The organism is Allobosea sp. TWI1241, from assembly GCF_039673065.1.
Lineage (GTDB): Bacteria > Pseudomonadota > Alphaproteobacteria > Rhizobiales > Beijerinckiaceae > Allobosea.
In genome coordinates, this window is sequence record NZ_JBDJKW010000017.1 from 60,103 (window position 1) to 82,703 (window position 22,601).

The window sequence follows — 22,601 nt, forward strand, 5'->3', positions numbered from 1 at the left end:
CAGGCCCGTCAGGAGCGCGACGGCCACATCCGCGGCAGCACGTCGGTGGGGCCGTTCCGGTCCTGCAGACGGTGCTTCAGCGTGCCGGCGACATGCAGGGCGACGCAGGCCAGCAGCAGATAGGCCGCGTATTTGTGCAGGGCCTGGAAGACCGCGAAGGCTGCGTCGTTCTTCGGCAGGATCTCGGGCACATGCGGCAGGAAGAAGAACGGCACGCCGTCGCTCTGGGTGAAGCTGCTCGACATCGCGTAGCCGAGCAGCGGCGTCAGCAGCACGAGCGCGATCATCAGGCGATGGATGGCGTGCGACAGGAACCTTTCCCAGCCCCGCAGCGCGGCGGGGGGCTCGGGCAGCACGGTCCGCTCGCGCCAGCGCAGGCCGAGCTGGACCAGCGCCAGCAGCCAGACCAGGATGCCGAACTGCTTGTGGTTCACATAGAAGAAGCCGGCGGTGGCATCGTCCTCGGCGAGGCCGGTCATGTGCCAGCCGGCAGCGATCAGCGCCAGGATCAGGATCGCCCGGATCCAGTGCAGGATGCGCATCGGGCGCGGATAGACGAGGCCCCGCGCGGGTTGCGGCAGTTCGGTCACGTGATGTCCTCGGTTGGCGGCACGGGTCTCGCCCGGCGCGGGATGCTGCGGGTTAGGCCACGCCGCGCCGCGGACTGCCAATGCACGACGTCGTGAGGCGCAGAGGCCGCTGGTTGGGCACGGGATTCATCGACAGCACAGGATCGCGATCGCCAGCACCGGGCCGAAAAAGGCGGCGACCAGCATGGTCGCGCCCGCGAGACGGCGCAGCGGCGGGGCGAGGCGAGGCGGTGGTAGACAAGGCACGCGGCGGCTCCGGGCGCGGCAGGGCATGCGGCCCGGATGACGGGCCCGGCGCCAGAGACCGGCATTCCCTTGCGCGAGCATTACGGCGGCTCCGGCCGCGCCGAAGCGTAATCTTCGTGTAAGGATGGCGGCCGAGAAGCGCGGCTTCCAAGCGCCGCCGCGCCGAAAAGGGTCGATCATCAGTGCGCCTGCTCGTGATAGAGGACGATGCCTCGCTGGGTCCCTGGCTGCGCGACGCCCTGGAGGCCGCGCTCGGCGGGGCGGACCTCGTCACGACGCTCGACGAGGCGCAGGCGGCGCTGCAGGTGCGCCCCTTCGACCTGGTGGTGATGGACCGGCGCCTGCCCGACGGCGATGCCGTGACGCTGATCGCCAGCATGCGCCGGCTCACCCCGCGCCCGAGCATCCTGGTGCTGACCGCGCTCGACGATCCCAACGACATCGCAAAGGCGCTCGACGCCGGTGCCGACGACTATCTCGCCAAGCCCTTCGAGCCGGTGGAGCTGATCGCGCGGGCACGCGCCGTGCTCCGGCGCAACCAGCTCGACCAGAAGGGCATGACCAGCGTCGCCAATCTGCGCTTCGACACCTTCGCGCGCACCGCCTATGTCGACGATCATCCGCTGATCCTGCCGCGGCGGGAACTCGCCCTGCTCGAGGCGCTGATGCGCCGGGCCGGGCAGGTGGTGCTGCGCGAGGCGCTCGACAACGCCGTCTACGGCTTCGACGACGAGATCCAGTCCAACGCCATCGACGCCCATCTCTCGCGCCTGCGCAAACGCTTGCGGGAAGCCGGCTGCCGTGCGGAAATCAAGGCCCTGCGCGGAATCGGCTATCTGATGTCGGAATGAGGATGTCGCTGAAGAGCCGGTCGATCGCCTCCTCGGCAGCCATGCTGCTCGGGGGCCTGATCTCGGCATTGCTGTTCTGCCTCTTCCTCGGCTTCATCGCCTTCTACGGCGACGACGGCGCCCTGGCGCAATACGATATGGCGGCCGAGATCAAGCGCTCCGTCCGCACGGACGAGGCCGGCCGGCCGCAGATCGCGCCGACGCGCCGGCTCCTCCGCTTCCAGCGCCAGTTTCCGGCACTCTGGTACGTGGTCACCACGCCGAAGGGCAGCGTGTCCTATGGCGAGATTCCGGCCCGTGTCGCGGCCGGTCGCGCGCTCTGGGATGCGCCGCAGCCGCGTTCGACCTACGACGCGGGCGGGTCGGAGCTGCGCCTGGTCCAATCGACACGCGCCGGCGAGGGCGCCAGCGTGCTGATCGAGGTCGGCGGCGCGATCTACAGCAGCGCGGAGACGGTGGTGTCGCTGCTGCGCGAGCCCGACATGACCTCCACTCTGCTCGTCGCGGTGATGACCATCATCATCCTCGCCACGATCCTGGTGGTGCCGACCCTGATCGTGCGACCGGTGCGCCGCGCCGCCGCGGCTGCCGAGGACATCGGCGCGCGCGACGGGGTGCGGCTGCCGGTCGATAACCAGCCCACCGAGCTGAAGCCGCTGGCCGTCGCCTTCAATCGCGCGCTCGACCGCATCGACGCGGCCACCGCCGAGCAGCGGCGCTTCCTGTCGAACGCGGCCCATGAGCTGCGCACGCCGCTGACCCGGCTGCGCACCCGGCTCGAACGCGTCGAGGACCGCGAGATCAAGGCGGAGCTGGTCGGCGAACTGCACTCTCTGTCGGCCACCGTCACCATGCTGCTCCAGCTGGCGCGCCTGACCTCCCAGCCCATGGAGATGCAGCGCATCGACCTCGTTCCGGTGGTGCGCGACGCCGTCGCCCGCGAGGTGCCGACCGCGCTGGCGAGCGGCGTCGAGCTCGAGCTTCGCGGAGAGGCGCCGGTGACGGTCTCCGGCTCGGCCCAGGCGATCGGTATCGGCCTGTCCAACCTGCTGCGCAACGCGATCCAGCACGGCGGCAGCGGCGGCCGGGTGGTGATCGAGGTCGCGGCGCCCGGACGGGTCTCGGTGATCGATTTCGGCCCCGGCATCGGCACCGCCTATGACGGGCGCGCCGTGGTCGAGCCCTTCGCGCGCGGCAAGCAGGACGCCGCCGGAACCGGGCTCGGACTCGCCATCGTGGCGCAGGTGGCTGCGCTGCACGGCGCCGGCCTCGCGATCGAGGAGACGCCGGGCGGCGGCACCACGGTGACGCTGAACTTCCCGCACTGAACCCGGGCCGCCACCCGTAATGCGGCGGTAATCCTGACGGCGAGACTGGCGCACATCGACCAGTCACCGGGATCCACCATGCGCAACGTCGCCACGCTTCTTCTCGGCGCAGCCCTCGCCACCGCCCTGCTCGCGCCCTCGGGGGCACGGGCCTGGACGGATCGCGACGATCTCCTCACCGGGGCGCTCGCCGGGGCCGCCGCCGGCGCGCTGGCAGGATCGGTCTTCGGCCCGCCGCCTCCCGCGCCGATCTACCGCGCCCGCCCGTCCTGGAGCCGGCCGCTGCCGCCACACCGGGTGATCGAGGTCTATCGCCACGATCCCTGGGACGAAGACGACGACGAGGACTGGGACGACTGATCCTCAGCCGCCCACGCGCCTCGCGTCTCGTCTCGCCGCCGGCAATCGCCCTGCCGGCGGCGAGACCTCCTCCTGCCATGATCGCATTGCTCCGATGAATTCTCCCGCCGGCGACTTCGCCACGCCCGCCCCGCCGCCGCCCGCCCCGCGCCTGCTCGGCGAGGTCCTGCGCCTCCTGCAACCCTTCTGGCGGCTGATCCTGCTGACGACGCTGGCGGGCGGCGCCGGCGGCATCGCGATGGCCTGGGCGCTGTCGCTGATCAACGGCGCCCTCGCCTCCGCCACCTCGACCGGCATGCTCGTCGGCCTGGCCGCCCTCTGCGGGCTCAGCCTCGTCGGCCAGCTGATCGCCGGCATCGGCAACAGCCTGCTCGGCCAGCGCATCGTCGCGCGGCTGCGCCAGGACGTCTGCGCGCGCATCCTGCGGGCGCCGCTGGCCCAGATCGAGCAGATGAAGAGCCCGCGCCTGCTCGCCGTCCTCAACGGCGACGTCGAGAAGATCGCCGAGTTCGGCAACCATTTCGCCGGCTACACCACCGCGCTCGCGATCGTGCTCGGCTGCTTCGCCTATCTCTTCGCGCTCTCGGTGCCGCTGGTCTGCCTCGGCCTGGTGCTGGTGGCGCTCGGCGCCGTGCTCAACAACCGCGCGATGAGCGCCTGGCTCGCCCGCTTCGACGAGGCGCGCGGCCTCGAGGACCGGCTCCAGAAGCAGTATCGCGCCATTATCGAGGGCGCCAAGGAGCTGCGCCTCAACCGCCGGCGCCGGCTGCGCCTCGAACGGCAGGGCATCGGCGCGCTGACCGACCGGATCGCCGCCGTCAACGGCCGGGCCTATGCGATCTTCTGGGCCGTCGACACGATCAGCATCGCGCTGATCTTCGTCTTCGTCGGCACCGTGCTGGCGCTGCGCCCCTATCTCGGCATCGAGAACGAGGCGATCACCGGCTTCATCATCGTGATGCTGTTCGCCAAGGGGCCGATCGAGGAGCTGGCCAGCGCGCTGCCGGTGTTCAGCCAGGCGCAGATCGCGCTGCGCCGCATCGCCTTGCTGACGACCAGCCTCGCCGAGGCGGGGCCGGACGGCGACGACGCGGCCAGGCCGCCGCGCTTTCGCGAGAGCCTCGCCCTCGACGGCGTGCGCCACCGCTTCGAGGGTGGCAGCGGCTTCGCGCTCGACATTCCGCGGCTGGCGATCCGGCGCGGCGAGATCACCTTCGTCGTCGGCGGCAACGGCAGCGGCAAGACCACCCTGATCAAGCTGCTGCTCGGGCTCTACCGACCCTGTTCCGGTGCCGTGCTGGTGGACGGCGCCCCGGTGACGGCGGCCGGGCTCGACGCCTATCGCCAGCTCTTCTCGGGCGTCTTCGCCGACTATCACCTGTTCGACGAGATCATGGCGGCCCCCGGCGGCGACGCGCGGGTCGGCGCCTGGCTGCAACGGCTCGGCCTGGCGGGCGTCGTCTCGGTCGCGGACGGGCGCCTGTCGACGACCGACCTCTCGACCGGGCAGCGCAAGCGGCTGGCCTATATCCACGCCGTGCTCGAGGACCGCCCGATCCTGATGTTCGACGAATGGGCGGCGGATCAGGATCCGGAGTTCCGGGCCCTGTTCTACCGGACCCTGCTGCCGGAGCTGCGCAGTGCGGGCAAGACGGTGATCGCCGTCTCGCACGACGATCGTTACTTCGATGCGGCCGACCGCGTCGTGCACATGTCCGGCGGGCGCGTCGCCGCGATCGAGAGCCGGCAGGACGCTCCCGCCCCGGCGCCCGCCGGCCGCGAGGCGTAATGCTCGCGTAATCGCGGCGCGGACAATGCCGCGACGCCCAGAACAGGCCTCTCGCCCAGCAACACGTGCCGGCGCGCCGCCCAGCGACGCGCCCGGCCTCGCGAAGGCGCCTTGGCCGCAGGCGGGCGGCCGATGCGCGCGACATGACGGACCATGCCCCAGCGCCCTTCCCACCCTCTCTCGTCCCGGCCGGCAGGATCGTCCGCGGCAGGCGTGTCACCCGTACTGCTCGGCACCGCGCTCCTCTGCGCCGCGCTGCTGGCCGCCTGCTCGACCGTCGAGACCATCGTCGGCGAAGCGCCGGACCTGCCGGCGCAGTATGCGCAGGAGACCGCGCCCGGCCCGCGCCGCGATCCGGGCGACTGGTGGCGCCGCTTTCGCGACCCGGTGCTCGATCGGCTGGTCGAGCAGGCGGCCGCCCAGAATCTCTCGATCGCGCAGGCGCGTGCCCGGCTCGCCGCCGGACGTAGCCAGGCCGGCGCCGCCCCCTCCCTCTTCCTGCCGACGATCGGCGGCAGCGGCCAGGCACTCGCCGGCAATTCGCGCGAGCAGATCGAGGATCCGCTGCGGCGCCCGGTGCTCGCCGGCTTTGACACCAGCTGGGACGCCGGCCTGTTCGGCCTCTCCGACAGCACGGCGCGCGCCGCCGCCGCCTCGGCCGCCATCGTCGGCGACGAGCTGGACGCGGTACGCATCGCGGTGACAGCCGAGGTCGCCGCCGCCTATATCGGCCTGCGCTCGGTGCAGCGGCAGCGCGCCCTGACCGCGGCGCTCGTCACCGCCCAGCAGCGGCGCGCCGGCCTCGCCCGCAGCCGCACGCGCCTCGGCATGGTCGCCCCGGGCAGCGACGGCGAGAGCGTCGCCGCGCTGGCGGAGACGCAGGGCGAGCTGGCCCGGCTCGACGCCCGCGCCGATGCCCTGCGCCAGCAGATCGCGACCCTGCTCGGCAGCGCCACGCCCGACCCGGCCCTCGACACCCCGGCGCCGCAGCCGCTGGCGTCGGGCAGCCCCGACACCGGCCGGCCCGCCGATCTGCTGCGGGCCCGCCCGGACGTGCGGGCGGCCGAGCAGCGCGTGCTGAAGGCGGCGGCCGAGGTCGGGATCGCGCAGGCAGAGCTCTATCCGAAGCTGCGCCTCGGCGGCACGATCGGCATCGGCGGCCCGTCGCCCGGCTCGCTCTTCGGCCTCGCCGGCGGCCCGTCGCTCCAGATCCCGCTCTTCGACTACGGCCGCAGGCAGGCGGCGCTCCACGCCAGGCGCGCGCTGCTCGACGACGCGCTCGCCGCCTATCGCCAGGCGGTGCTCTCCGCCCACCAGGAAGCGTCCGTCGCACTGGCGAACTGGCGCGCGGCGCGCTTGGCGGCGACGCGGCTCGGCGCCGCGATCGAGGCCGACCGCCGGGCCGCCCGGCGGCAGGGCGTGCTGCGCCGCGAGGGCCTGGCCGATGCCGGCGGGCTCGCCGAGGCCGAAGCGGGCCTGCTCCTGGCGCAGCGCCGTCTCGCCGTAGCACGCGAGGCCGAGGGGTTGGCGCTGGTTGCGCTCTGCAAGGCGCTGGGCGCGGGCACTCCCACCCCTGTCGCGGCCACGGCTCCCGCCCGCGGAGCCCGCGGCTGATGGCGGTCGCGCTCGCCCGCAAGACGCTGCTGCACGAATGGCGGCGCTTCCTGCCAGCGGTGATGTCGGTCGGCTTCTCCGGCGTGCTCATCATCGTGCAGGGCGCGCTGCTGCTCGGCATCGTCGGCACCAACGCCCTGCCGGTGACGCGTTCCCGCGCCGATCTCTGGGTCGGCTTTCCCGGCACCCAGAGTGCCGATCTCGGCCGCAGCATCGACGCCGGCGCCGCCGCCGAGCTGCTGGTCGACCCGCGCGTGCTGCGAATCGAGCCCTTACTGATGGGCTCGGGCGACTGGCGGGGCCTGCGCGGCGGCGGCGTCAGCGTCACGCTGATCGGCGTCGATGCGCGACCCGACGGGCTCGGCCTCGCCGAGGCGATGCCGCGCGCGGTCCGCGTCCTGCTGGAGGAACCGGCGACCGTGCTGGTCGACGACGGCGATCTCGGCAAGCTCGCGACCGCGATCGGCGGCACCGCCGAGATCAACGGCCAGCGGGTGCGCGTGGTCGGCACGACGCGCGGCATGCGCGCCATGGGCGGCGTCAACATCGTCGCCTCGCTGGCGACCGTCAGGGCGCTCGACCGCTCGCTCGCCAGTGCCGGCGCCGTCACCTACTACCTCGCCGCGCTGCGCTCCCCGGACACGGCGCGAGCGGTGAAGACCCGGTTCTCGCGCCCGGACGCGCGCCAGCGCTTCGAGGTCTGGACCGCGGCCGAGTTGGCCGGCCGCTCGGTGCGCTACTGGCTGCTGGAATCGGGGGCCGGCGTCGGCTTCATCTTCGCGACGATCGTCGCGCTCTTGGTCGGCACGCTGATCACCAGCCAGACCCTGATGGCCGCGGTCGCAGCCTCGATCCCGCAATACGCGACGCTGCGCGCCATCGGCGTGCCCTTCCCGGCGCTGCGGCGCATCGTCGTCGAGCAGGCCGGCTGGGTCGGCGCGGTCGGCCTCGCCTTCGGGCTCGCCGGCAGCCTGCTCGCCGCGCTGCTGGCCCATCTCAACGGCATTCCCTTCGCGCTCGGGCCGGGCATCATGGCGCTGTCCGGCGGGCTCGTCCTGGCAGTCGCGCTGCTCGCCGGCGTGCTCGCCCTGCGCCGCCTGCGCCATGCCGATCCTGCGGCGCTGCTGCGATGACGGCGCCCACCTCCCTCAGCGCCAGCGGGCTGGCGAAATCCTATCTCGTCCAGTCGATCCGTACCCAGGCGCTGGCGGACGTCTCGCTCACCCTGCGGCCCGGCGAGCTTTCGCTGATCAGCGGCCCCTCCGGCTGCGGCAAGAGCACGCTGCTCTCGCTGATGAGCGGCCTGTCGCGGCCGGACAGCGGCGAGGTGCACGCGCTCGGCACCGATCTCGGCCGGCTCGACGACGCCGGGCGCGACGCCTTCCGCCTCGCGCATTGCGGCTTCGTCTTCCAGGGCTTCAACCTGTTCCCGGCGCTCGACGCGCTGGAGCAGGTCCAGCTGGTGCTCGACTATCGCGGCGTTCCGCAGGACGAGGCGCGCCGCGGCGCAGCCAGCGCGCTCGAGATGGTCGGGCTCGGCCATCGCAGCCATCTGCGCCCGGCCGAACTGTCCGGCGGCGAGAAGCAGCGGGTCGCGATCGCGCGCGCCATCGTCAAACGGCCACGCCTGCTCTTCGCCGACGAACCGACCAGCGCGCTCGACTCCGTCAACGGCGCCATCGTCACCGACCTGCTGCGCGAGATCGCCCATCGCAGCGGCGCGATCGTCGTCTGCGTTTCGCACGATCCGCGCCTGATCGCCCGCGCCGACCGCGTCATCGAGATGGAGGACGGGCGCCTGCGCCGCGACAGCCATGGCGCCCCCGCCCCCAGCGCAACGGAGATCCACCCATGAAGCTCACCCGTTTCGCCACCGTCGCGCCGCTGGTTCTGGCGCTCGCCTTCGGCGCCACCACCGGCATCCTGGTGCTGACCGACAGCAGCCAGGCCGATGCCGAGCCGGCGGCGGAGGGCGCTCCCGTGATCGCGGCAGCGCGCGGCCGCGTCGAGGTCGAGGGCGGGCTCTCGCGCATCCTCGCCACCCGCGATGGCGAGGTCGCCGAGGTGCTGGTCGCCGAGGGCGACCAAGTCGCGGCCGGGGCTGTCCTGGCGCGGCTGGTGGCGCGTGACGCCGTCTTCGCGCTCGCCGCCGCCGAGGCCACGCTCGACGAGGCCAAGGCGCGGCGTGCGTCGCTGGAGACAAGGCGCGTCATGCAGCAGCGCGGCCTGGACCGCATGCGCCGGGCCGCCAGGGAGCAGGCTGTCTCGGCCCAGGCCCTCGACGAGGCGGAGGCCGCGATGGCCGCTCTGACGGGCGAGTTCAGGAGCGCCGAGGCGGCGCTCGCCCTCGCCGCGGCGCGGCGCGACGCCGCCGCCTATGAGCGCGAGCGCCGGGAGATCCGCGCGCCGCTGGCCGGGCGCGTGGCACGGCGCGCGGTGAAGCCCGGCGACACGGTTTCCGCCGCGGCGGCCACCGAGATGTTCGTGGTGATCCCCGATGCGCCGCTGATCGTGCGCGCCGAGATCCAGGAGGGCTTCGTGCGGCTGGTGAAGCCAGGCATGGCCGCCGAGATCGTCGCCGAGAGCGACGAGCGCACCAGCGCGCCGGGCCGCGTGCTGCGGGTCGGCAGCTATCTCGACAATCGCCGCGCCGCCGAGGGCGCGACCGAGCGGGCCGATGTCCGCGTCGCCGACGGCGTGCTCGCGATCGAGCGGCCCGAGGCCTTCCTGATCGGCCAGCGCGTCTATGTGCGCTTCCGCACTCCGTGAGCGCGGGGCGCCCTCGACCTGCGTAATGCCCGCGTAATCCGCCAGTCGCATCGCTCCCCGCAGACGCACAACCGACCGGAGATCTCCCTTGTCAGCCAATCTGCCCGACGACGCCTGGCCGTCCTCCGTCGCGCCCGAGCTCGCCGCGCGCATCGTCGACGTGATCGTCGAGCAGGGCATGCTGGACCGCGCCGCGATGAAGCCCGGCGCCACGCTCGACGAGCTGAACTTCGACTCGCTCGAGGCCGTCATGGTGATCAACGGCATCGAGGATGCCTTCGACATCGAGATCGGCAGCGACCTGAAATGGGGCGAGGCCCGCAATCTCGGCGATCTCGTCGCCCTGCTGGCCGAGCAGGTCCAGCGCGCGACGCCCGCGCTGCAGTCATGACGCCGGTCGCCGTCACCGGCTTCGGGGTCTGCTCGGCCGCCGGCCTCGACAGGGCGGCCTTCGCCGACGCCCTGTTCGAAGGCCGCAGCGCCGTCGGCGAGGTCGTGCTGCCACGCACGGTCGGCCGGCGCGCCTTCCGGGCGGCGCAGATCGCGACCCTGCCGGCCCAGGCGGCGACCATGGCCGGCGAAGGCCGCGCCTATGACCGTTTCAGCGTGCTCGCCCTGCTCGCCGCGGAGGAGGCCGTCGCCGCCGCAGGGCTCGACGAGGGCACGCTCGCCGGCGATCGGACCTCGGTGCTGCTCGGCACCGGCATCGGCGGCGCCACCGCGATCGACGACAGCCATCACGCACTCTATGTCGACGGCCGCCGGCCCGACCCGCTCACCATTCCCAGGCTGATGGCCCATGCCGCACCGGCGCTGCTCAGCCGCCGCTGGGGCTGCCGCGGCACCGTCCTCGCCGTGTCCAGCGCCTGCGCCTCCGGCGCCCAGGCGATCGGGCTCGGCATGGGCTTCATCCGCGCCGGCCTCGCCGAGCGCGTGCTCGTCGGCGGCAGCGAAGCCTCGCTGACGCCGGCAGCCCTGCAGAGCTGGCAGGCGATGCGCGTGCTGACGTCGACGCTCTGCCGCCCCTTCACCACGGCGCGCGACGGCATGGTGCTCGGCGAAGGCGCGGCAGTGTTCGTACTGGAGAGCGAGGCGGCGGCGCAGCGCCGTGGCGCCCCGGTCCTCGCCCTGCTGCGCGGCTACGGCACGACCTCCGACGCCGGCGACCTGATACGGCCGGACCCGCAGGGCGCCGCGGCGGCGATCCGCGCCGCCCTCGCCAGTGCCGGGCTGGCGCCGGACGACATCGCCCATGTCAACGCGCATGGCACCGGCACGCTGCTCAACGACGCCGCCGAGGCGCAGGCACTGGACATCGTCTTCGGGAACGCCGCCGCGCGGATCCCGCTCTCGGCCACCAAGCCGGTCCACGGCCATACGCTCGGCGCCTCGGGCGCGATCGAGCTGGCCGCGACGATCATCGCCCTGCACCACCGCCTCGCGCCGGGCACGCTCGGCTTCGCGCCGGAGCAGGCGGCCTTCCCGCTCGCCATCAGCGCGGCCAACCAGCCGATCACGGGGGCCATCGGCCTCAGCAACAGCTTCGCCTTCGGCGGCGTCAACGCCGCGCTGGTGGTCGAGGCCCCGGCTCTCGCATCGTCGTGAGACTTCCCATGCCGCTCACTCCCAATGGCGCCCCGCCGGCCACCCTGCCGGCGTCCTGGCAGGCCGTCATCGATTTCGACGGCACCATCTCGCGCGAAGACACCACCGACCGCGTGCTCCAGCGCTTCGCCGAGCCGGGCTGGGAGGACATCGAGGCCGCGTGGCAGGCCGGCGCGATCGGCTCGCGCACCTGCATGGAGCGTCAGGTAGCGCTGCTGCGCGCCTCGCCCGACGTGCTCGACACCTTCGCCGCCGGGCTGGAGATCGACTGGGGCTTCCCGGCCTTCGCGCTGCTGTGCCGGCGCCACGACATCCCGCTGACCATCGTCTCCGACGGGCTCGACCGGACGATCCGTACGGTGATGAAGCGGGCCGGTCTCGGCCATATCCCCGTCATGGCTAACCGGCTGGAACCGGCCGGCGGCGATCGCTGGCGGCTCACCTCGCCGCATGCCGCGCCGGAGGGCGCCTGCGCCAGCGGCACCTGCAAATGCCGTATCGCGGCCGGGCTGCCGCGGCCGCTGACGCTGCTCGTCGGCGACGGCCGCTCCGATTTCTGCGTGGCCGGCGAGGCCGATCTCGTCTTCGCCAAGGGCGCGCTGGCGACGCATTGCCGGCAGGCCGGCATCGCCCATCACGCCATCACCGACTTCGCCGACGCCGCCACGCGTCTGGACGCCATCCTGGCCGGCGCGCCGCTGCCGGCAGCGACCCATCACCTCGAGGACAAGATCAATGGCTGACGCCGCCCTGAAGCACGCCCACCCCATGACCTCCGGCCTGCCGGTCGACATGGACGCCCTCGCAGCCGATGAAGCGCGCCTGCTGGCGCTCGAGGCCCAGTACTGCTCGCATGGCGACACGGTGCACTACACGCAGATGCCCAAGATCTTCTCGGGCTGCGAAGGTTCCTTCATGCTGGACGCGGCTGGAAACCGCTTCCTCGACCTGCAGATGTGGTATTCGGCGGTGAATTTCGGCTACGCCAATCCGCGCCTCAACGCCGCTCTGAAGCGCCAGATCGACACGCTGCCGCAGGTCGCCAGCCAGTATCTCCACCGCGAGAAGATCGAGCTCGCGGCACTGATCGCCCAGGATGCCGAGCGCAAGTTCGGCGCCAAGGGCCGGGTGCACTTCAATGTCGGCGGCGCCCAGGCTGTCGAGGATTCGCTCAAGCTCGTCCGCAACGCCAAGAACGGCAAGAGCCTGATGTTCGCCTTCGAGGGCGGCTATCACGGCCGCACGCTCGGCGCCTCGGCGATCACCTCGTCCTATCGCTATCGCCGCCGCTTCGGCCATTTCGGCGAGCGGGCGCACTTCATCCCCTTCCCCTACCACTTCCGCGGCCCCAGGGGCATGAGCAAGGAGGAGTATGGCGAGCACTGCGTCGCGCAGTTCGCCCGGCTGTTCGAGAGCGAATACAACGGCGTCTGGGATCCGAAGGCCGGCCAGTCCGAATATGCCGCCTTCTATGTCGAGCCCTTGCAGGGCACGGGCGGCTACGTCATCCCGCCGCCGAACTTCTTCACCGGGCTGAAGAAGGTGCTCGACGACCACGGCATCCTGCTGGTCGTCGACGAGATCCAGATGGGCTTCTTCCGCACCGGCAAGCTCTGGTCGATCGAGCATTTCGGCGTGCAGCCGGACGTGATCGTCTTCGGCAAGGCGGTGACCAACGGCCTGAACCCGCTCTCCGGCATCTGGGCCAAGGAAGCGCTGATCAACCCGACCGTCTTCCCGCCCGGCTCGACGCACTCGACCTTCAACGCCAATCCGCTCGGCACCGCCGTCGCGCTGGAGGCGATGACGATGATGGCCGAGGACGACTACGAGACCATGGTCATGGCGAAAGGCAAGCACTTCCTCGCCGGCCTCGAGGAGCTGAAGCGCCGACACAAGATCGTCGGCGAGGTCGATGGGCTCGGCATGGCGCTGCGCATCGAGATCTGCGAGCCGCACGACAGCTATACGCCGTCCAAGCGCCTGGTCGACCTGATGTGCGACGAGGGCATGAAGGCCGATCTGGAGGTGGCGGGCCGCCGCTATGGGCTGGTGCTCGACATCGGCGGCTACCACAAGAACGTCATCACCCTCGCACCGGCGCTGACCATGAGCTACGCCGAGATCGACCTAGCGATCGCGCTGCTCGACCAGCTCTTCGCCCGCGTCGCGAACGCCTGAGCGCGGCGGACCGGATCATGCGCCTGCGGGTGATCGATCTCGACGGCAGCCTGCCGGCGCAGGAGCCGCTGCGCCAGCGCATCGAGGCGGGGGCCGCGACCCGGATCGACGCGCGCGATCTGGCCGGGCGGCTGCGCATCGTGGCGAGCCGCACCGCGCTGCGCAGCCTCTCCGCCCGGCTACCGCCGGACGCGGCCGGCAGCGGGCCGGGCGTCACCTTCTACGGCTCCGGCGATTTCCACCACCTGACTGCCTCGCTGGTGGCGGCGCAGGACGAGCCGCTCACCATCGTGCATTTCGACAATCACCCCGACTGGGTGCGCGTCCCGGCGACGGTGAATTGCGGCGCCTGGGTCAACCGGGCGCTCGAGCTGCCGCATGTCCGCAAGATCGTGACCCTCGGCCCGAGCAGCAGCGACCTCGTCAGGCCGGAATGGCAGTTCGCCAACCTCGCCGCCCTGCGCGAGGGGCGGATCGCGCTCTATCCCTGGCGCCATGCCCCCTCGCGCGTCTGGGGGCGCTATGGCAGCAATGCCTGCTACCGCCAGGAGGGCGGGCATCTGCACTGGCGCAATCTGGCCGAAGAGGAGTGGAGCGATTTCCTCGACGAGCTCGTCGCCCAGATCCCGACCCGCGCGATCTGGCTGACCATCGACAAGGACGTGCTCGGCCCCGGCGACGCCGTGACCAACTGGGACCAGGGCGCCATGCCGCTCGCCCATCTGATCGCCGCGATCGAGCGCCTCGCGGCGGCTCGGCACATCGCCGGCGTCGATGTCTGCGGCGACTGGTCGGAGCCGCGCTTCACCGATCCGTTCCGCTGGACGCTCGCCCGCTTCGACCATCCGCCGCCGATCACGCCCTCGGCGGAGACGCTCGGTGTCAACGCGCGGGTCAACGCCACCCTGCTCGCCTGCCTCGATCGGGTGCTGCCGTGACACGCTCCCCCACGCCTCCGGCCGGCACCGACCACGGCGTCAGGCTCGCCGGCGGCTCCACCGGCTTCCTGCTGATCCACGGGCTCGGCGGCACGCCGGTCGAGCTCAAGCTGATCGCACGCGCGCTGCATGCAGCCGGCCACACCGTCCATTGCCCGCAGCTGGCCGGCCATTGCGGCAGCGAGGCCGACCTGCTCGCCACCAGCTGGCGCGACTGGGCCGGCAGCGTGCACGACGAACTCGCCCGGATGCGCACCCGCTGCGAGCGGGTGATCGTCGGCGGGCTCTCCATGGGCGCGGTGCTCGCCATCCACGCCGCGGCCGAGCGCCCGCAGGCGGTGGACGGCCTGGCGCTCTACGCGCCGACGCTGCGCTATGACGGCTGGGCGATCCCGCGCCATGCCTTCCTGCTGAAATGGCTGATCAACACCCCGCTGGGCCGCCGCTACAGCTTTCCCGAGCGCGAGCCCTACGGGATCAAGCACGCCCGCACGCGCCGCACCATCGTCGAGGCGATGGCGTCCGGCGACACCTCCCGCGCCGGGCTCGACGGCACGCCGGCCCGGGCGCTCCAGCAGCTCTGGCGCCTCGTCGCCGAGACGCGCAGGCAGATGCCGGCCGTCACCTGCCCGGCCTTGCTCGTCCATGCCCGCGAGGACGACATCGCCGGCCTCTCCAACGCCTTCGAGGTCCAGCGCCGCCTCGGCGGGCTGGTCGACGCCGTGATCCTCGACGACAGCTATCACCTCGTCACCATCGACCAGCAGCGCGGCATCGTCGTCGATCGCACCCTGGCGCTGGCGCAGCGCCTCGCCCACAAGCGCGCCGCCGCCGCGTCATGACCGGCCTGGTCGCGCGCATCGTCGACAGCGTCGCCGCGATCCCGGCGGCCGCGTGGGACGCCTGCCTGCCTGGCGAAGCCGAGGATCACAGCTACTACCGTGCCTGCGACGAGGCCGCTGCGGCCTCCGGCACCGGGCTGCGATGCGCTGCCGTCGCCATTGCCGACGCCCAGGGCATCGCCGCCGTGGCGCCGTTCTTCCGGCTGGACTACCGGCTCGACACGCCCTTGCAAGGCAGGCTGCGCGGTGTGGCCGATGCCGTGTACCGTTACGTTCCGCGCCTGCTGACGCTCAGGATCATCTGCATAGGCTCGCCCTATGCCGATCGCTGCCATCTCGGCTTCGCGCCGTGGCTCGACGGCCCGCGCCGCGAGACCGCGATGCGCGCCATCGTGGATGCGCTTCGCCGGCAGGCGGCCGCGGAGGGCGCGCAGCTGGTCGCCTTCAAGGATCTCGCCCCGGCCGACGATGCGCTGGTCGCGCCGTGCCTCTCGCGGGAGGGGTTCGCCCGCATCGGCAGCCTTCCGGTCGCCATCCTCGACCTGCCCTATGCCGATGAGGACGGCTATCTCGCATCGCTGTCGGCCGCGACACGCAAGGACATCCGGCGGAAACTGGCCAGAGCGCAGGCGGTCCGGATCGAGCACCGCAGCGACATCACGGGACTGGAAGAGCTCATCGCGGAGCTGTACGAATCGACCCGGCGCCGCAGCGGCCTGGATTACGGCGAGCTGGAAGTCCTGCCGCCCGGCTACTTCGCGGCGGTGTCGCGTGCCCTCGGCGAGAGGGCCGTCTTCGCGCTGTACTGGATCGGCGACGAACTCGCCGCCTTCAACCTGCTGCTGATCGAGCCAGGCCGCGTCATCGATAAGTTCCTGGGCATGCGTTACCCGCTGGCGCGCGAGCACAATCTCTATGCGGTCAGCTGGATGGCGAATGTCCGCTTCTGCCTGTCGCGCGGGATCGTCTCGCTGCAGAGCGGGCAGACCGCCTACGCCTCGAAACTGCGCTTCGGCAGCCGGCTGGTGCCGACCCGGCTTCATGTCCTCCATCGCAGCAAGCTTCTGCAGTGGGGGCTGCGTCGCATCGCCTCGACCGTGTCGTTCGACCGGTTCGATCCGGATCTGGCCCGCTTGCCGGCGGCGCGATAGCCGCCGGCGCTGGCGGCATCGATCCGGGCGAGCCATGCGGGCGCGGCGCACTGCACTGGGCGGGCCGAGCGATGACACCAGGTGACGGCGCTGCGTCTCGTAACGGTCCGGCGTGCTCCGGCATGACCCGGCTTCATCCGCCGGGGGCGCGTAGCGGGGCGATCGACAGAGGAGAACGGCTTGAGTCCGCCGATGCCACCGCAACGTTGTTCGATCGCGCCGTCCGCGTTTGACGCTGCCTCATTTTCGCCCTATCCCTGGCCGCGACGGTTCCCTTAGGGGATCAAAAGGGAACGCAGTGCGGATGGCTCCGCCATTCTATGCTGCGGCTGCCCCCGCAACTGTAAGCGGCGAGCCTCGTCGCCACGCGCCACTGGGACCTTGGGCCTGGGAAGGCGGTGACGGGGCAGCGACCCGCGAGCCAGGAGACCTGCCGTCAGTCGTGGTCACACGCGAACACGTTCGGACGGGGTGTTTCGATCGCTGCTCGACTGTCTGCTCCTGCACGGGAGCGAACGGGAGATCGCGTTCGCGGTGACGTGCCACAGACGTCAACGCCCGAGGTCTCATCGTGAGCCGTCTTCCGCAAGCCGCCCGACGCCATGCGTCGATTTCCTCCATTTCGAGCCTCGCCCTCGCCATGGCGCTGATCGCCGGCGCCGCCCAGGCGCAGGCGCCTGCCGAGGCGATCGCCCTCGACCAGATCGTGGTCAGCGCCACGGGAACGCCGACGCCGGCGCGCGAGGTGGCGAGCTCCGTGACCGTCGTCACCGCCGGCGAGATCGAGCAGCGGCAGCGCCGCACCCTGCCGGACGCGCTCGCCACCGTGCCGGGGCTGAACGTCGTGCAGACCGGCGGGCCCGGCGGCCAGACTTCGGTCTTCATGCGCGGCACCAACTCCAACCACGTCAAGGTGCTGATCGACGGCATCGAGGCCAACGACCCGTCGACGCCGAACCGCTCCTTCGACTTCGGCTCGATGCTGACCGACGACATCGCGCGCATCGAGGTGCTGCGCGGGCCGCAGAGCGGGCTCTACGGCGCCAATGCGCTCGGCGGCGTCATCGCGATCACCACCAAGCGCGGCGAGGGGCCGCCGCGGATGACCGCCCGCGTCGAGGCCGGCTCGCACGGCACCTTCAACCAGACGGCCGGGTTCAGCGGCGGCGACGACCGCTTCGACTACGCCTTCAACGTCTCGCATATGCGCTCGGATTCGACGGATTCCGTGCCGTCCGGCCTGGTGCCGCCCGGCGTGCGCGTCCGGCCCAACGCCTATGACGCCTATTCCTATTCGGCGCGCCTCGGCGTGGCGCTCGGCGATACCGTTCGCCTGAACTGGGTCGGCCGCTACACCGACGGCCAGTTCCGCTCGCCCTACGATGCGGGCTTCCCCAGCCGCCCGACCGGTCTGCGCGCGCTCAACAACTACGCGCAGGGCTTCACCCGCGGCGAGGTCGTCTGGGATCCGCTGGCGGGTCGCGCCGTCAGCCGGTTCGGCGTCTCCTATTCCCGCCAGGATCGCTCCAACCGCTCGCCGACGGTGTTCGGCAATCTCGGCATGCCCACCGAGAATCTGGGCGAGCGGATCAAGCTGGACTGGCGCGGCGATCTCGAACTCGCCAAGGGCCACGTCCTGACCGGCGGGCTTCAATATGAGCGGGAGCGGATCGAGACGACGACCCTGACCGCCTCGAACGGCAACAAGGCCGCCTTCCTCGAATATCAGGGCAATCTCGCCGATCGCTTCTTCGTCGCGGCCAATATCCGCCACGACCATGACGACAGCTATGGCGGCCACACCACCTACCGCATCGCGCCGGCCTATATCGTGCCGGAGACGCAGACCAAGCTGAAGGCGAGCTACGGCACAGGCTTCAAGGCGCCGACGCTGAGCGAGCTCTTCGTCGACTACCGCCCGGGCTTCAACTTCTACGGCAACCCGAACCTCAAGCCGGAGGAGAGTCGCGGCTGGGATGTCGGCTTCGAGCAGCCGCTGCTCGACAAGCGCCTGCAGGTCGGCGCGACCTGGTTCCGCAACGACATCGACAACCTGATCGTCACCAACGCGGCCGGCACGTCCTACGCCAATGTCGGCAAGGCGCGGACGCAGGGCGTCGAAGCCTTCGCCGCGCTCGATATCTCGCCGGAGCTGAAGCTTCGGGCCGACTATACCTTCACCCTCGCCAAGGACGAGACGGCACGGCAGGAGCTGCTGCGCCGCCCGCGCCACAAGGCCAGCGGCACCGTCAGCTGGACGCCGATCGACAGGCTGAGCCTGTCGGCCACCGTGATCTATGTCGGCCCCTGGGTCGACGGGAACCGCGACTTCTCGGTCAGGCGGCTGCGGGCCAAGGGCGCTACCCTGGTCAACCTCGCCGCCGAGTACAAGGCGACCGACCGGCTCACCGTCTTCGGCCGCGTCGACAACCTCTTCGACAAGAGCTGGCAGAACCCGGTCGGCTTCCTGGTGCCGGGCCTCGGCGCCTATGCCGGGCTCAAGGTGGCGCTCGGCGGATGAGGGGGCCGCGCGCCGGGCTTGGCCGTCGCCTCCTCGCCGCGCTCCTGGCGGCGGGGTTCGCCTGCGCCGTCGCGCCGGCGGCGGCGCGGCCGGCGCGCATCGTCTCGCTCAACATGTGCACGGACGAGCTGGTGCTGCGCCTCGCCGATCCCGGCGCGATCGCCTCCGTGACCTGGCTCTCGCAGGATCCACGCAACGCCAACATGGCGGAGCTGGCGCGCCGCGTGCCGGCCAATCAGGGCCTGGTCGAGCAGGTGCTGGCCGCCCGGCCGGACCTCGTCGTCGCCGGCAGCTACACCACCCGCGCGACGGTCTCGCTGCTCCGGCGGGTCGGGCGGCCGGCACATGAGTTCGGCGTGCCGCGCAACCTCGCCGAGATGCGCGCCCAGATCCGCGAGATGGCGGCGCTGCTCGACGAGGAGGCACGCGGCGAGGCGCTGATCGCCGGGATCGACGCGCGGCTCGACGCACTGGAGGCAAGGCGCCCGGCGCGGCCGCTGCGCGCGATCGTGCTGCGGCCGAACGGGTTCGCCGTCGGCCGCGGCTCGCTGGTCGACGAGATCCTGACCCGCGCCGGGCTGGTCAACATCGCCGCCGAGCTCGGCATCGAGAGCTACGGGCAGATCGCGCTGGAGACGGTGGCGCTCGCCCGGGCCGAGGTTCTGATCCTCAACGACACGCCGGACGGCCCGCCCTCGCTCGCCCATGAGGTGCTGCATCATCCCGTCATAGCGCGGCTGTCGGACCGCCTGCGGCTGGTTACGCTGCCCTCGCGCCTGTGGACCTGCGCCGGCCCGAGCGTCGTCGACGCCATCGAACACCTGGTCGAAACCCTGGAGCCCGCACGATGACCCCTGTCGGCCATGACGGCCTGCGGCCCGCCGTGCTGCTGCCGGCGCTCACTGTCCTCACTCTGGCGATGCTCGCTGTGTCGCTGGCGGTGGGCTACGAGCCGCTCGATCTCGGCCAGGCCGTCGCCGATCTCGCCGCGGGACGCGCCACCCTCCCGGCGCTGGTCCTGGTGGAGCTGCGCCTGCCGCGCGCGCTGCTCGGCGGGCTGGTCGGCTTCAGCCTCGGCATGGCGGGGGCGGCGATGCAGGGCATGATGCGCAACCCGCTGGCCGAGCCGGGCGTGGTCGGCATCTCCAGCGCCGCGGCCTTCGGCGCGGTCGCCGCCTTCTACAGCGGCCTGTCGGGTGCCATGGCACTGGCGCTGCCGCTGGGCGGGATCGCCGGGGCGCTGGTCGCCACGCTCGTCCTGTTCGCCCTGCTCGGGCGCGGTGCCAGCACCACGACGCTGATCCTCGCCGGCGTGGCGCTGAACAGCTTCGCCGGCGCCGCCACCGCGCTGGCGCTCAATCTCGCGCCGAACCCCTATGCGGCGCTCGAGATCGTCTTCTGGCTGATGGGCTCGCTGGCGGACCGCAGCATGAGCCATGTCTGGCTGGCCCTGCCGCTGATGGCCGCGGGCTGGCTGCTGATGGCCTCGACCGCGCCGGCGCTCGACGCGCTGAGCCTCGGCGAGGAGACCGCGGCCAGCCTCGGCTTCGGCCTGACCGCGCTGCGCGTCCGGCTGATCGGCGGCGCGGCGCTCAGCGTCGGCGGCGCAGTCGCGGTCGCCGGCGCGATCGGCTTCGTCGGGCTGGTCGTGCCGCATCTGCTGCGCCCGCTGGTCGGCCACCGGCCCGGACGGCTGCTGATCGCGAGCGGCTTCGGCGGCGCGATCCTGGTGCTCGCCGCCGATCTCGGCGTCAGGCTGGCGCCGATCCGGCCCGAGCTGAAGCTCGGCGTGGTCACGGCGCTGATCGGGGCGCCCTTCCTGTTCGCGCTGGTCCAGCGCCTGCGGCGGGAGGCCCTGTGATGGCGATCGTCGCCCGGACCATCGGCGTCGATCTCGCCGGCCGCCGCGTTCTCGATGCGGTCGACGCGACGCTCGCGCGCGGCGAGGTCCTCGGCATCGTCGGCCCGAACGGCGCCGGAAAGTCGACCCTGCTGCGGGTGCTCGCCGGCGTGCTCGCGCCCGACGTGGGCGAGTTGCGCGTCGACGGCGAGACCCGCGCGCAGCTCGGCGCGAAAGCGCTGGCGCGGCGCGTCGCCTTCCTCGCCCAGGAGGGCCAGGCGGCCTGGTCGCTCAGCGCGGGCGCTTTGGTCGGGCTCGGCCGGCTGCCGCATCGCCGGCCCTTCGCCGCGGAGAGCGAGGCGGACCGCGCCGCGATCGCCGAGGCGATGCGGCGCTGCGACGTCTCCGGCTTCGCGGCGCGCCCCGTCGGCACGCTGTCGGGCGGCGAGCGCCGGCGCGTGCTGCTGGCGCGGGCGCTGGCGGTGGAAGCCTTCTATCTCCTCGCCGACGAGCCGCTCGCCGGGCTCGATCCCGGCCATCAGCTCGACACGCTTCGATTGCTGCGCGCCATCGCCGCCGCAGGCACCGGCGTCGCCGTGGTGCTGCACGACCTCTCGCTCGCGGCGCGCTTCTGCGACCGGCTCCTCCTGATCCATCAGGGTCGCGGAGTCGCCGATGGCCCGCCCGAGGCGGTGCTCGACGAGACGCGCCTGGCCGAGATCTTCGGCGTGGTGGCCCTGCGCGGCCTCCATGCCGGCACGCCCTTCCTCCTGCCCTGGCAGACAACCGCAAGAAGAGGCTCCGACGATGACCGACGCTGAGACCCTGCGCGCGCTGCTGCGCGCGCATATCCACGATGCCGGCACCCAGTGGAATCTGGGCACCTTCGGCGCCATCGCCGAGTTCATGCGCGATCCCGGCGAGGCCTGCGCGATCGTCGACCGGCCGGACCGGCTCTCCGCGACGACGGCGCGCGGCGGCATCGGCTTCGGCTCGCTCGCCGGCATCCGCCCCTTCGCCTCGGAATCCGCGACAGGCGTAAGCTGGAGCCACCGCGTCGCGCTGTGCCTGCCGGCGGATGCCTGCGCCATGTCCGGCCGGGCCACACTGACCGAACTCGGCCCGGACGAAGACGCCTTGCGCGAGGAGGATCGCGCCGCGATCCTGTTCGACATGGGCCTTTCGACGCTGCAGGCCGACATCTGCATCCGCACCGCCGATCCCGCGCTGATCGGCGCGCTCAGGGCGGAGGCCGGCCGGCCGCTTTTGGCGCCCGGCAACGGTGCCATGGGCGCGATCGTATCCGCCGGGCCGCACCGCGTCTTCATCGCCCGCTTCGGCCGCTGCGAGGTCTATCAGCCGATCCCGCCGGCGGACGGAAAGAGCCCGGAAGGGCCGCACACCCATGTCCTGCCCAAGCTGCTGCGCACGGGCCGAACGCATGCCGCGACGGAGCCGATACCGGACGGGTTCGTGCCCTGTGCGCACCTCGTTCCCGCCCATGCGGCGAAGGATGCGCTGGGCCGGCCGAAGCCCTGGGACGAGCACGCCCACCGGCGGTTCCAGCTGCTTCTCGAAGCCTATGGCGATGCCGAACTCGTCAGGCTCAAGCGGGATCTCCTCGCGGCGATCCACGGCGGCAGCCAGCCGAGTAGCGTCTCTGCGCCGACGACGCGCGCGGCCAGCCACAGCCTGAAGGCCAGCCTGCGCCAGCTCGCGGCCTCGAGCGAGCGCCCGCTGGGCCTGGAACGCTGGCTGGCCGCCTTCGACATCCGCACGATCGACGACGGCGCACCCGAAGACGGCGACGCGTACGGGCACGCCTGAACGCGGATCGCGCGTGTTCCAGGCTTTCGTTGTGTCTAGAACGCGAAAACCCCGCCTCTTGGTGAGGCGGGGTTTTGGTGTCTTTGGTTGCGGGGGCCAGATTTGAACTGACGACCTTCAGGTTATGAGCCTGACGAGCTACCGGGCTG

21 protein-coding genes and 1 riboswitch are annotated in these 22,601 nt (G+C 72.1%); of the genes, 20 read left to right on the top strand and 1 reads right to left on the bottom strand.

Features of this window, described 5'->3' with window-relative positions; translation table 11 throughout:
• Nucleotides 1–8 precede the first annotated feature (8 nt).
• Nucleotides 9–590 carry a cytochrome b gene (locus ABE438_RS18040; protein ID WP_346504053.1) on the bottom strand — a complete coding sequence of 194 codons (582 nt, stop codon included), beginning with the start codon at nt 588–590 and terminating at the stop codon, nt 9–11.
• A gap of 428 nt (nt 591–1,018) precedes the next feature.
• Here ABE438_RS18040 and ABE438_RS18045 point away from each other — a divergent pair, with 428 nt between their 5' ends.
• From ABE438_RS18045 to ABE438_RS18140, 20 genes are all read left to right on the top strand, one after another.
• A complete protein-coding gene (locus ABE438_RS18045) occupies nt 1,019–1,687 on the top strand; it encodes a response regulator transcription factor (RefSeq protein WP_346504054.1) in 669 nt (222 codons plus the stop codon).
• Between the two features lie 2 nt (nt 1,688–1,689).
• Nucleotides 1,690–3,015: a sensor histidine kinase gene (locus ABE438_RS18050; RefSeq protein ID WP_346504055.1), complete on the top strand. Its 1,326-nt coding sequence runs from the start codon at nt 1,690–1,692 to the stop codon at nt 3,013–3,015.
• 78 nt (nt 3,016–3,093) lie between these two features.
• A complete protein-coding gene (locus ABE438_RS18055; protein WP_346504056.1) occupies nt 3,094–3,375 on the top strand; it encodes a hypothetical protein in 282 nt (93 codons plus the stop codon).
• Nucleotides 3,376–3,469: 94 nt separating this feature from the next.
• Nucleotides 3,470–5,164: a cyclic peptide export ABC transporter gene (locus ABE438_RS18060; RefSeq protein WP_346504057.1), complete on the top strand. Its 1,695-nt coding sequence runs from the start codon at nt 3,470–3,472 to the stop codon at nt 5,162–5,164.
• A gap of 213 nt (nt 5,165–5,377) precedes the next feature.
• Complete coding sequence (locus tag ABE438_RS18065) at nt 5,378–6,778, top strand: efflux transporter outer membrane subunit (protein ID WP_346504058.1); 1,401 nt, start codon at nt 5,378–5,380, stop codon at nt 6,776–6,778.
• The gene (locus tag ABE438_RS18070; protein ID WP_346504059.1) at nt 6,778–7,911 is read left to right on the top strand and encodes an ABC transporter permease; all 1,134 of its coding nucleotides are present in this window, start codon (nt 6,778–6,780) and stop codon (nt 7,909–7,911) included. Before ABE438_RS18065 ends, ABE438_RS18070 begins: the two co-directional genes overlap by 1 nt.
• Nucleotides 7,908–8,633: an ABC transporter ATP-binding protein gene (locus ABE438_RS18075; protein WP_346504060.1), complete on the top strand. Its 726-nt coding sequence runs from the start codon at nt 7,908–7,910 to the stop codon at nt 8,631–8,633. The genes ABE438_RS18070 and ABE438_RS18075 overlap by 4 nt, the downstream gene beginning before the upstream one ends.
• On the top strand, nt 8,630–9,547 hold the full coding sequence (locus tag ABE438_RS18080) for an HlyD family efflux transporter periplasmic adaptor subunit (protein ID WP_346504061.1): 918 nt from the start codon (nt 8,630–8,632) through the stop codon (nt 9,545–9,547). Before ABE438_RS18075 ends, ABE438_RS18080 begins: the two co-directional genes overlap by 4 nt.
• Nucleotides 9,548–9,635: 88 nt before the next feature.
• Nucleotides 9,636–9,938, top strand: a complete 303-nt coding sequence (locus ABE438_RS18085) for an acyl carrier protein (protein WP_346504062.1) — start codon at nt 9,636–9,638, stop codon at nt 9,936–9,938.
• Nucleotides 9,935–11,152, top strand: a complete 1,218-nt coding sequence (locus ABE438_RS18090; RefSeq protein WP_346504063.1) for a beta-ketoacyl-[acyl-carrier-protein] synthase family protein — start codon at nt 9,935–9,937, stop codon at nt 11,150–11,152. The genes ABE438_RS18085 and ABE438_RS18090 overlap by 4 nt, the downstream gene beginning before the upstream one ends.
• Before the next feature lie 8 nt (nt 11,153–11,160).
• Nucleotides 11,161–11,895, top strand: coding sequence for an HAD-IB family phosphatase (locus ABE438_RS18095; protein ID WP_346504064.1), 735 nt, complete (start codon nt 11,161–11,163; stop codon nt 11,893–11,895).
• A 25-nt stretch (nt 11,896–11,920) separates the two neighbouring features.
• On the top strand, nt 11,921–13,333 hold the full coding sequence (locus ABE438_RS18100) for an aspartate aminotransferase family protein (protein ID WP_465248634.1): 1,413 nt from the start codon (nt 11,921–11,923) through the stop codon (nt 13,331–13,333).
• 17 nt (nt 13,334–13,350) lie between these two features.
• On the top strand, nt 13,351–14,271 hold the full coding sequence (locus ABE438_RS18105; protein WP_346504065.1) for an arginase family protein: 921 nt from the start codon (nt 13,351–13,353) through the stop codon (nt 14,269–14,271).
• Nucleotides 14,268–15,113, top strand: a complete 846-nt coding sequence (locus ABE438_RS18110) for an alpha/beta hydrolase (RefSeq protein ID WP_346504066.1) — start codon at nt 14,268–14,270, stop codon at nt 15,111–15,113. Before ABE438_RS18105 ends, ABE438_RS18110 begins: the two co-directional genes overlap by 4 nt.
• Nucleotides 15,110–16,264 carry a GNAT family N-acetyltransferase gene (locus ABE438_RS18115; RefSeq protein ID WP_346504067.1) on the top strand — a complete coding sequence of 385 codons (1,155 nt, stop codon included), beginning with the start codon at nt 15,110–15,112 and terminating at the stop codon, nt 16,262–16,264. Before ABE438_RS18110 ends, ABE438_RS18115 begins: the two co-directional genes overlap by 4 nt.
• 250 nt (nt 16,265–16,514) lie before the next feature.
• Nucleotides 16,515–16,716, top strand: a riboswitch (cobalamin riboswitch).
• Nucleotides 16,717–16,835: 119 nt separating this feature from the next.
• The gene (locus tag ABE438_RS18120; protein WP_346504068.1) at nt 16,836–18,785 is read left to right on the top strand and encodes a TonB-dependent receptor plug domain-containing protein; all 1,950 of its coding nucleotides are present in this window, start codon (nt 16,836–16,838) and stop codon (nt 18,783–18,785) included.
• Nucleotides 18,782–19,636: an ABC transporter substrate-binding protein gene (locus ABE438_RS18125; RefSeq protein WP_346504069.1), complete on the top strand. Its 855-nt coding sequence runs from the start codon at nt 18,782–18,784 to the stop codon at nt 19,634–19,636. The genes ABE438_RS18120 and ABE438_RS18125 overlap by 4 nt, the downstream gene beginning before the upstream one ends.
• Nucleotides 19,633–20,646: a FecCD family ABC transporter permease gene (locus tag ABE438_RS18130; RefSeq protein WP_346504070.1), complete on the top strand. Its 1,014-nt coding sequence runs from the start codon at nt 19,633–19,635 to the stop codon at nt 20,644–20,646. The genes ABE438_RS18125 and ABE438_RS18130 overlap by 4 nt, the downstream gene beginning before the upstream one ends.
• On the top strand, nt 20,646–21,446 hold the full coding sequence (locus ABE438_RS18135; RefSeq protein ID WP_346504071.1) for an ABC transporter ATP-binding protein: 801 nt from the start codon (nt 20,646–20,648) through the stop codon (nt 21,444–21,446). Before ABE438_RS18130 ends, ABE438_RS18135 begins: the two co-directional genes overlap by 1 nt.
• Nucleotides 21,433–22,452 carry a DUF6925 family protein gene (locus tag ABE438_RS18140; RefSeq protein WP_346504072.1) on the top strand — a complete coding sequence of 340 codons (1,020 nt, stop codon included), beginning with the start codon at nt 21,433–21,435 and terminating at the stop codon, nt 22,450–22,452. Before ABE438_RS18135 ends, ABE438_RS18140 begins: the two co-directional genes overlap by 14 nt.
• Nucleotides 22,453–22,601 lie beyond the last annotated feature (149 nt).

Bases quoted from the DNA above. Each gene is read 5' to 3' on its own strand.
- ABE438_RS18125 (WP_346504069.1), top strand. From the start codon at position 18,782: ATGAGGGGGCCGCGCGCCGGGCTTGGCCGTCGCCTCCTCGCCGCGCTC.
- ABE438_RS18075 (WP_346504060.1), top strand. From the start codon at position 7,908: ATGACGGCGCCCACCTCCCTCAGCGCCAGCGGGCTGGCGAAATCCTAT.
- ABE438_RS18080 (WP_346504061.1), top strand. From the start codon at position 8,630: ATGAAGCTCACCCGTTTCGCCACCGTCGCGCCGCTGGTTCTGGCGCTC.
- ABE438_RS18100 (WP_465248634.1), top strand. From the start codon at position 11,921: ATGACCTCCGGCCTGCCGGTCGACATGGACGCCCTCGCAGCCGATGAA.
- ABE438_RS18095 (WP_346504064.1), top strand. From the start codon at position 11,161: ATGCCGCTCACTCCCAATGGCGCCCCGCCGGCCACCCTGCCGGCGTCC.
- ABE438_RS18055 (WP_346504056.1), top strand. From the start codon at position 3,094: ATGCGCAACGTCGCCACGCTTCTTCTCGGCGCAGCCCTCGCCACCGCC.
- ABE438_RS18070 (WP_346504059.1), top strand. From the start codon at position 6,778: ATGGCGGTCGCGCTCGCCCGCAAGACGCTGCTGCACGAATGGCGGCGC.
- ABE438_RS18060 (WP_346504057.1), top strand. From the start codon at position 3,470: ATGAATTCTCCCGCCGGCGACTTCGCCACGCCCGCCCCGCCGCCGCCC.
- ABE438_RS18090 (WP_346504063.1), top strand. From the start codon at position 9,935: ATGACGCCGGTCGCCGTCACCGGCTTCGGGGTCTGCTCGGCCGCCGGC.
- ABE438_RS18050 (WP_346504055.1), top strand. From the start codon at position 1,690: ATGTCGCTGAAGAGCCGGTCGATCGCCTCCTCGGCAGCCATGCTGCTC.
- ABE438_RS18135 (WP_346504071.1), top strand. From the start codon at position 20,646: ATGGCGATCGTCGCCCGGACCATCGGCGTCGATCTCGCCGGCCGCCGC.
- ABE438_RS18115 (WP_346504067.1), top strand. From the start codon at position 15,110: ATGACCGGCCTGGTCGCGCGCATCGTCGACAGCGTCGCCGCGATCCCG.
- ABE438_RS18105 (WP_346504065.1), top strand. From the start codon at position 13,351: ATGCGCCTGCGGGTGATCGATCTCGACGGCAGCCTGCCGGCGCAGGAG.
- ABE438_RS18140 (WP_346504072.1), top strand. From the start codon at position 21,433: ATGACCGACGCTGAGACCCTGCGCGCGCTGCTGCGCGCGCATATCCAC.
- ABE438_RS18130 (WP_346504070.1), top strand. From the start codon at position 19,633: ATGACCCCTGTCGGCCATGACGGCCTGCGGCCCGCCGTGCTGCTGCCG.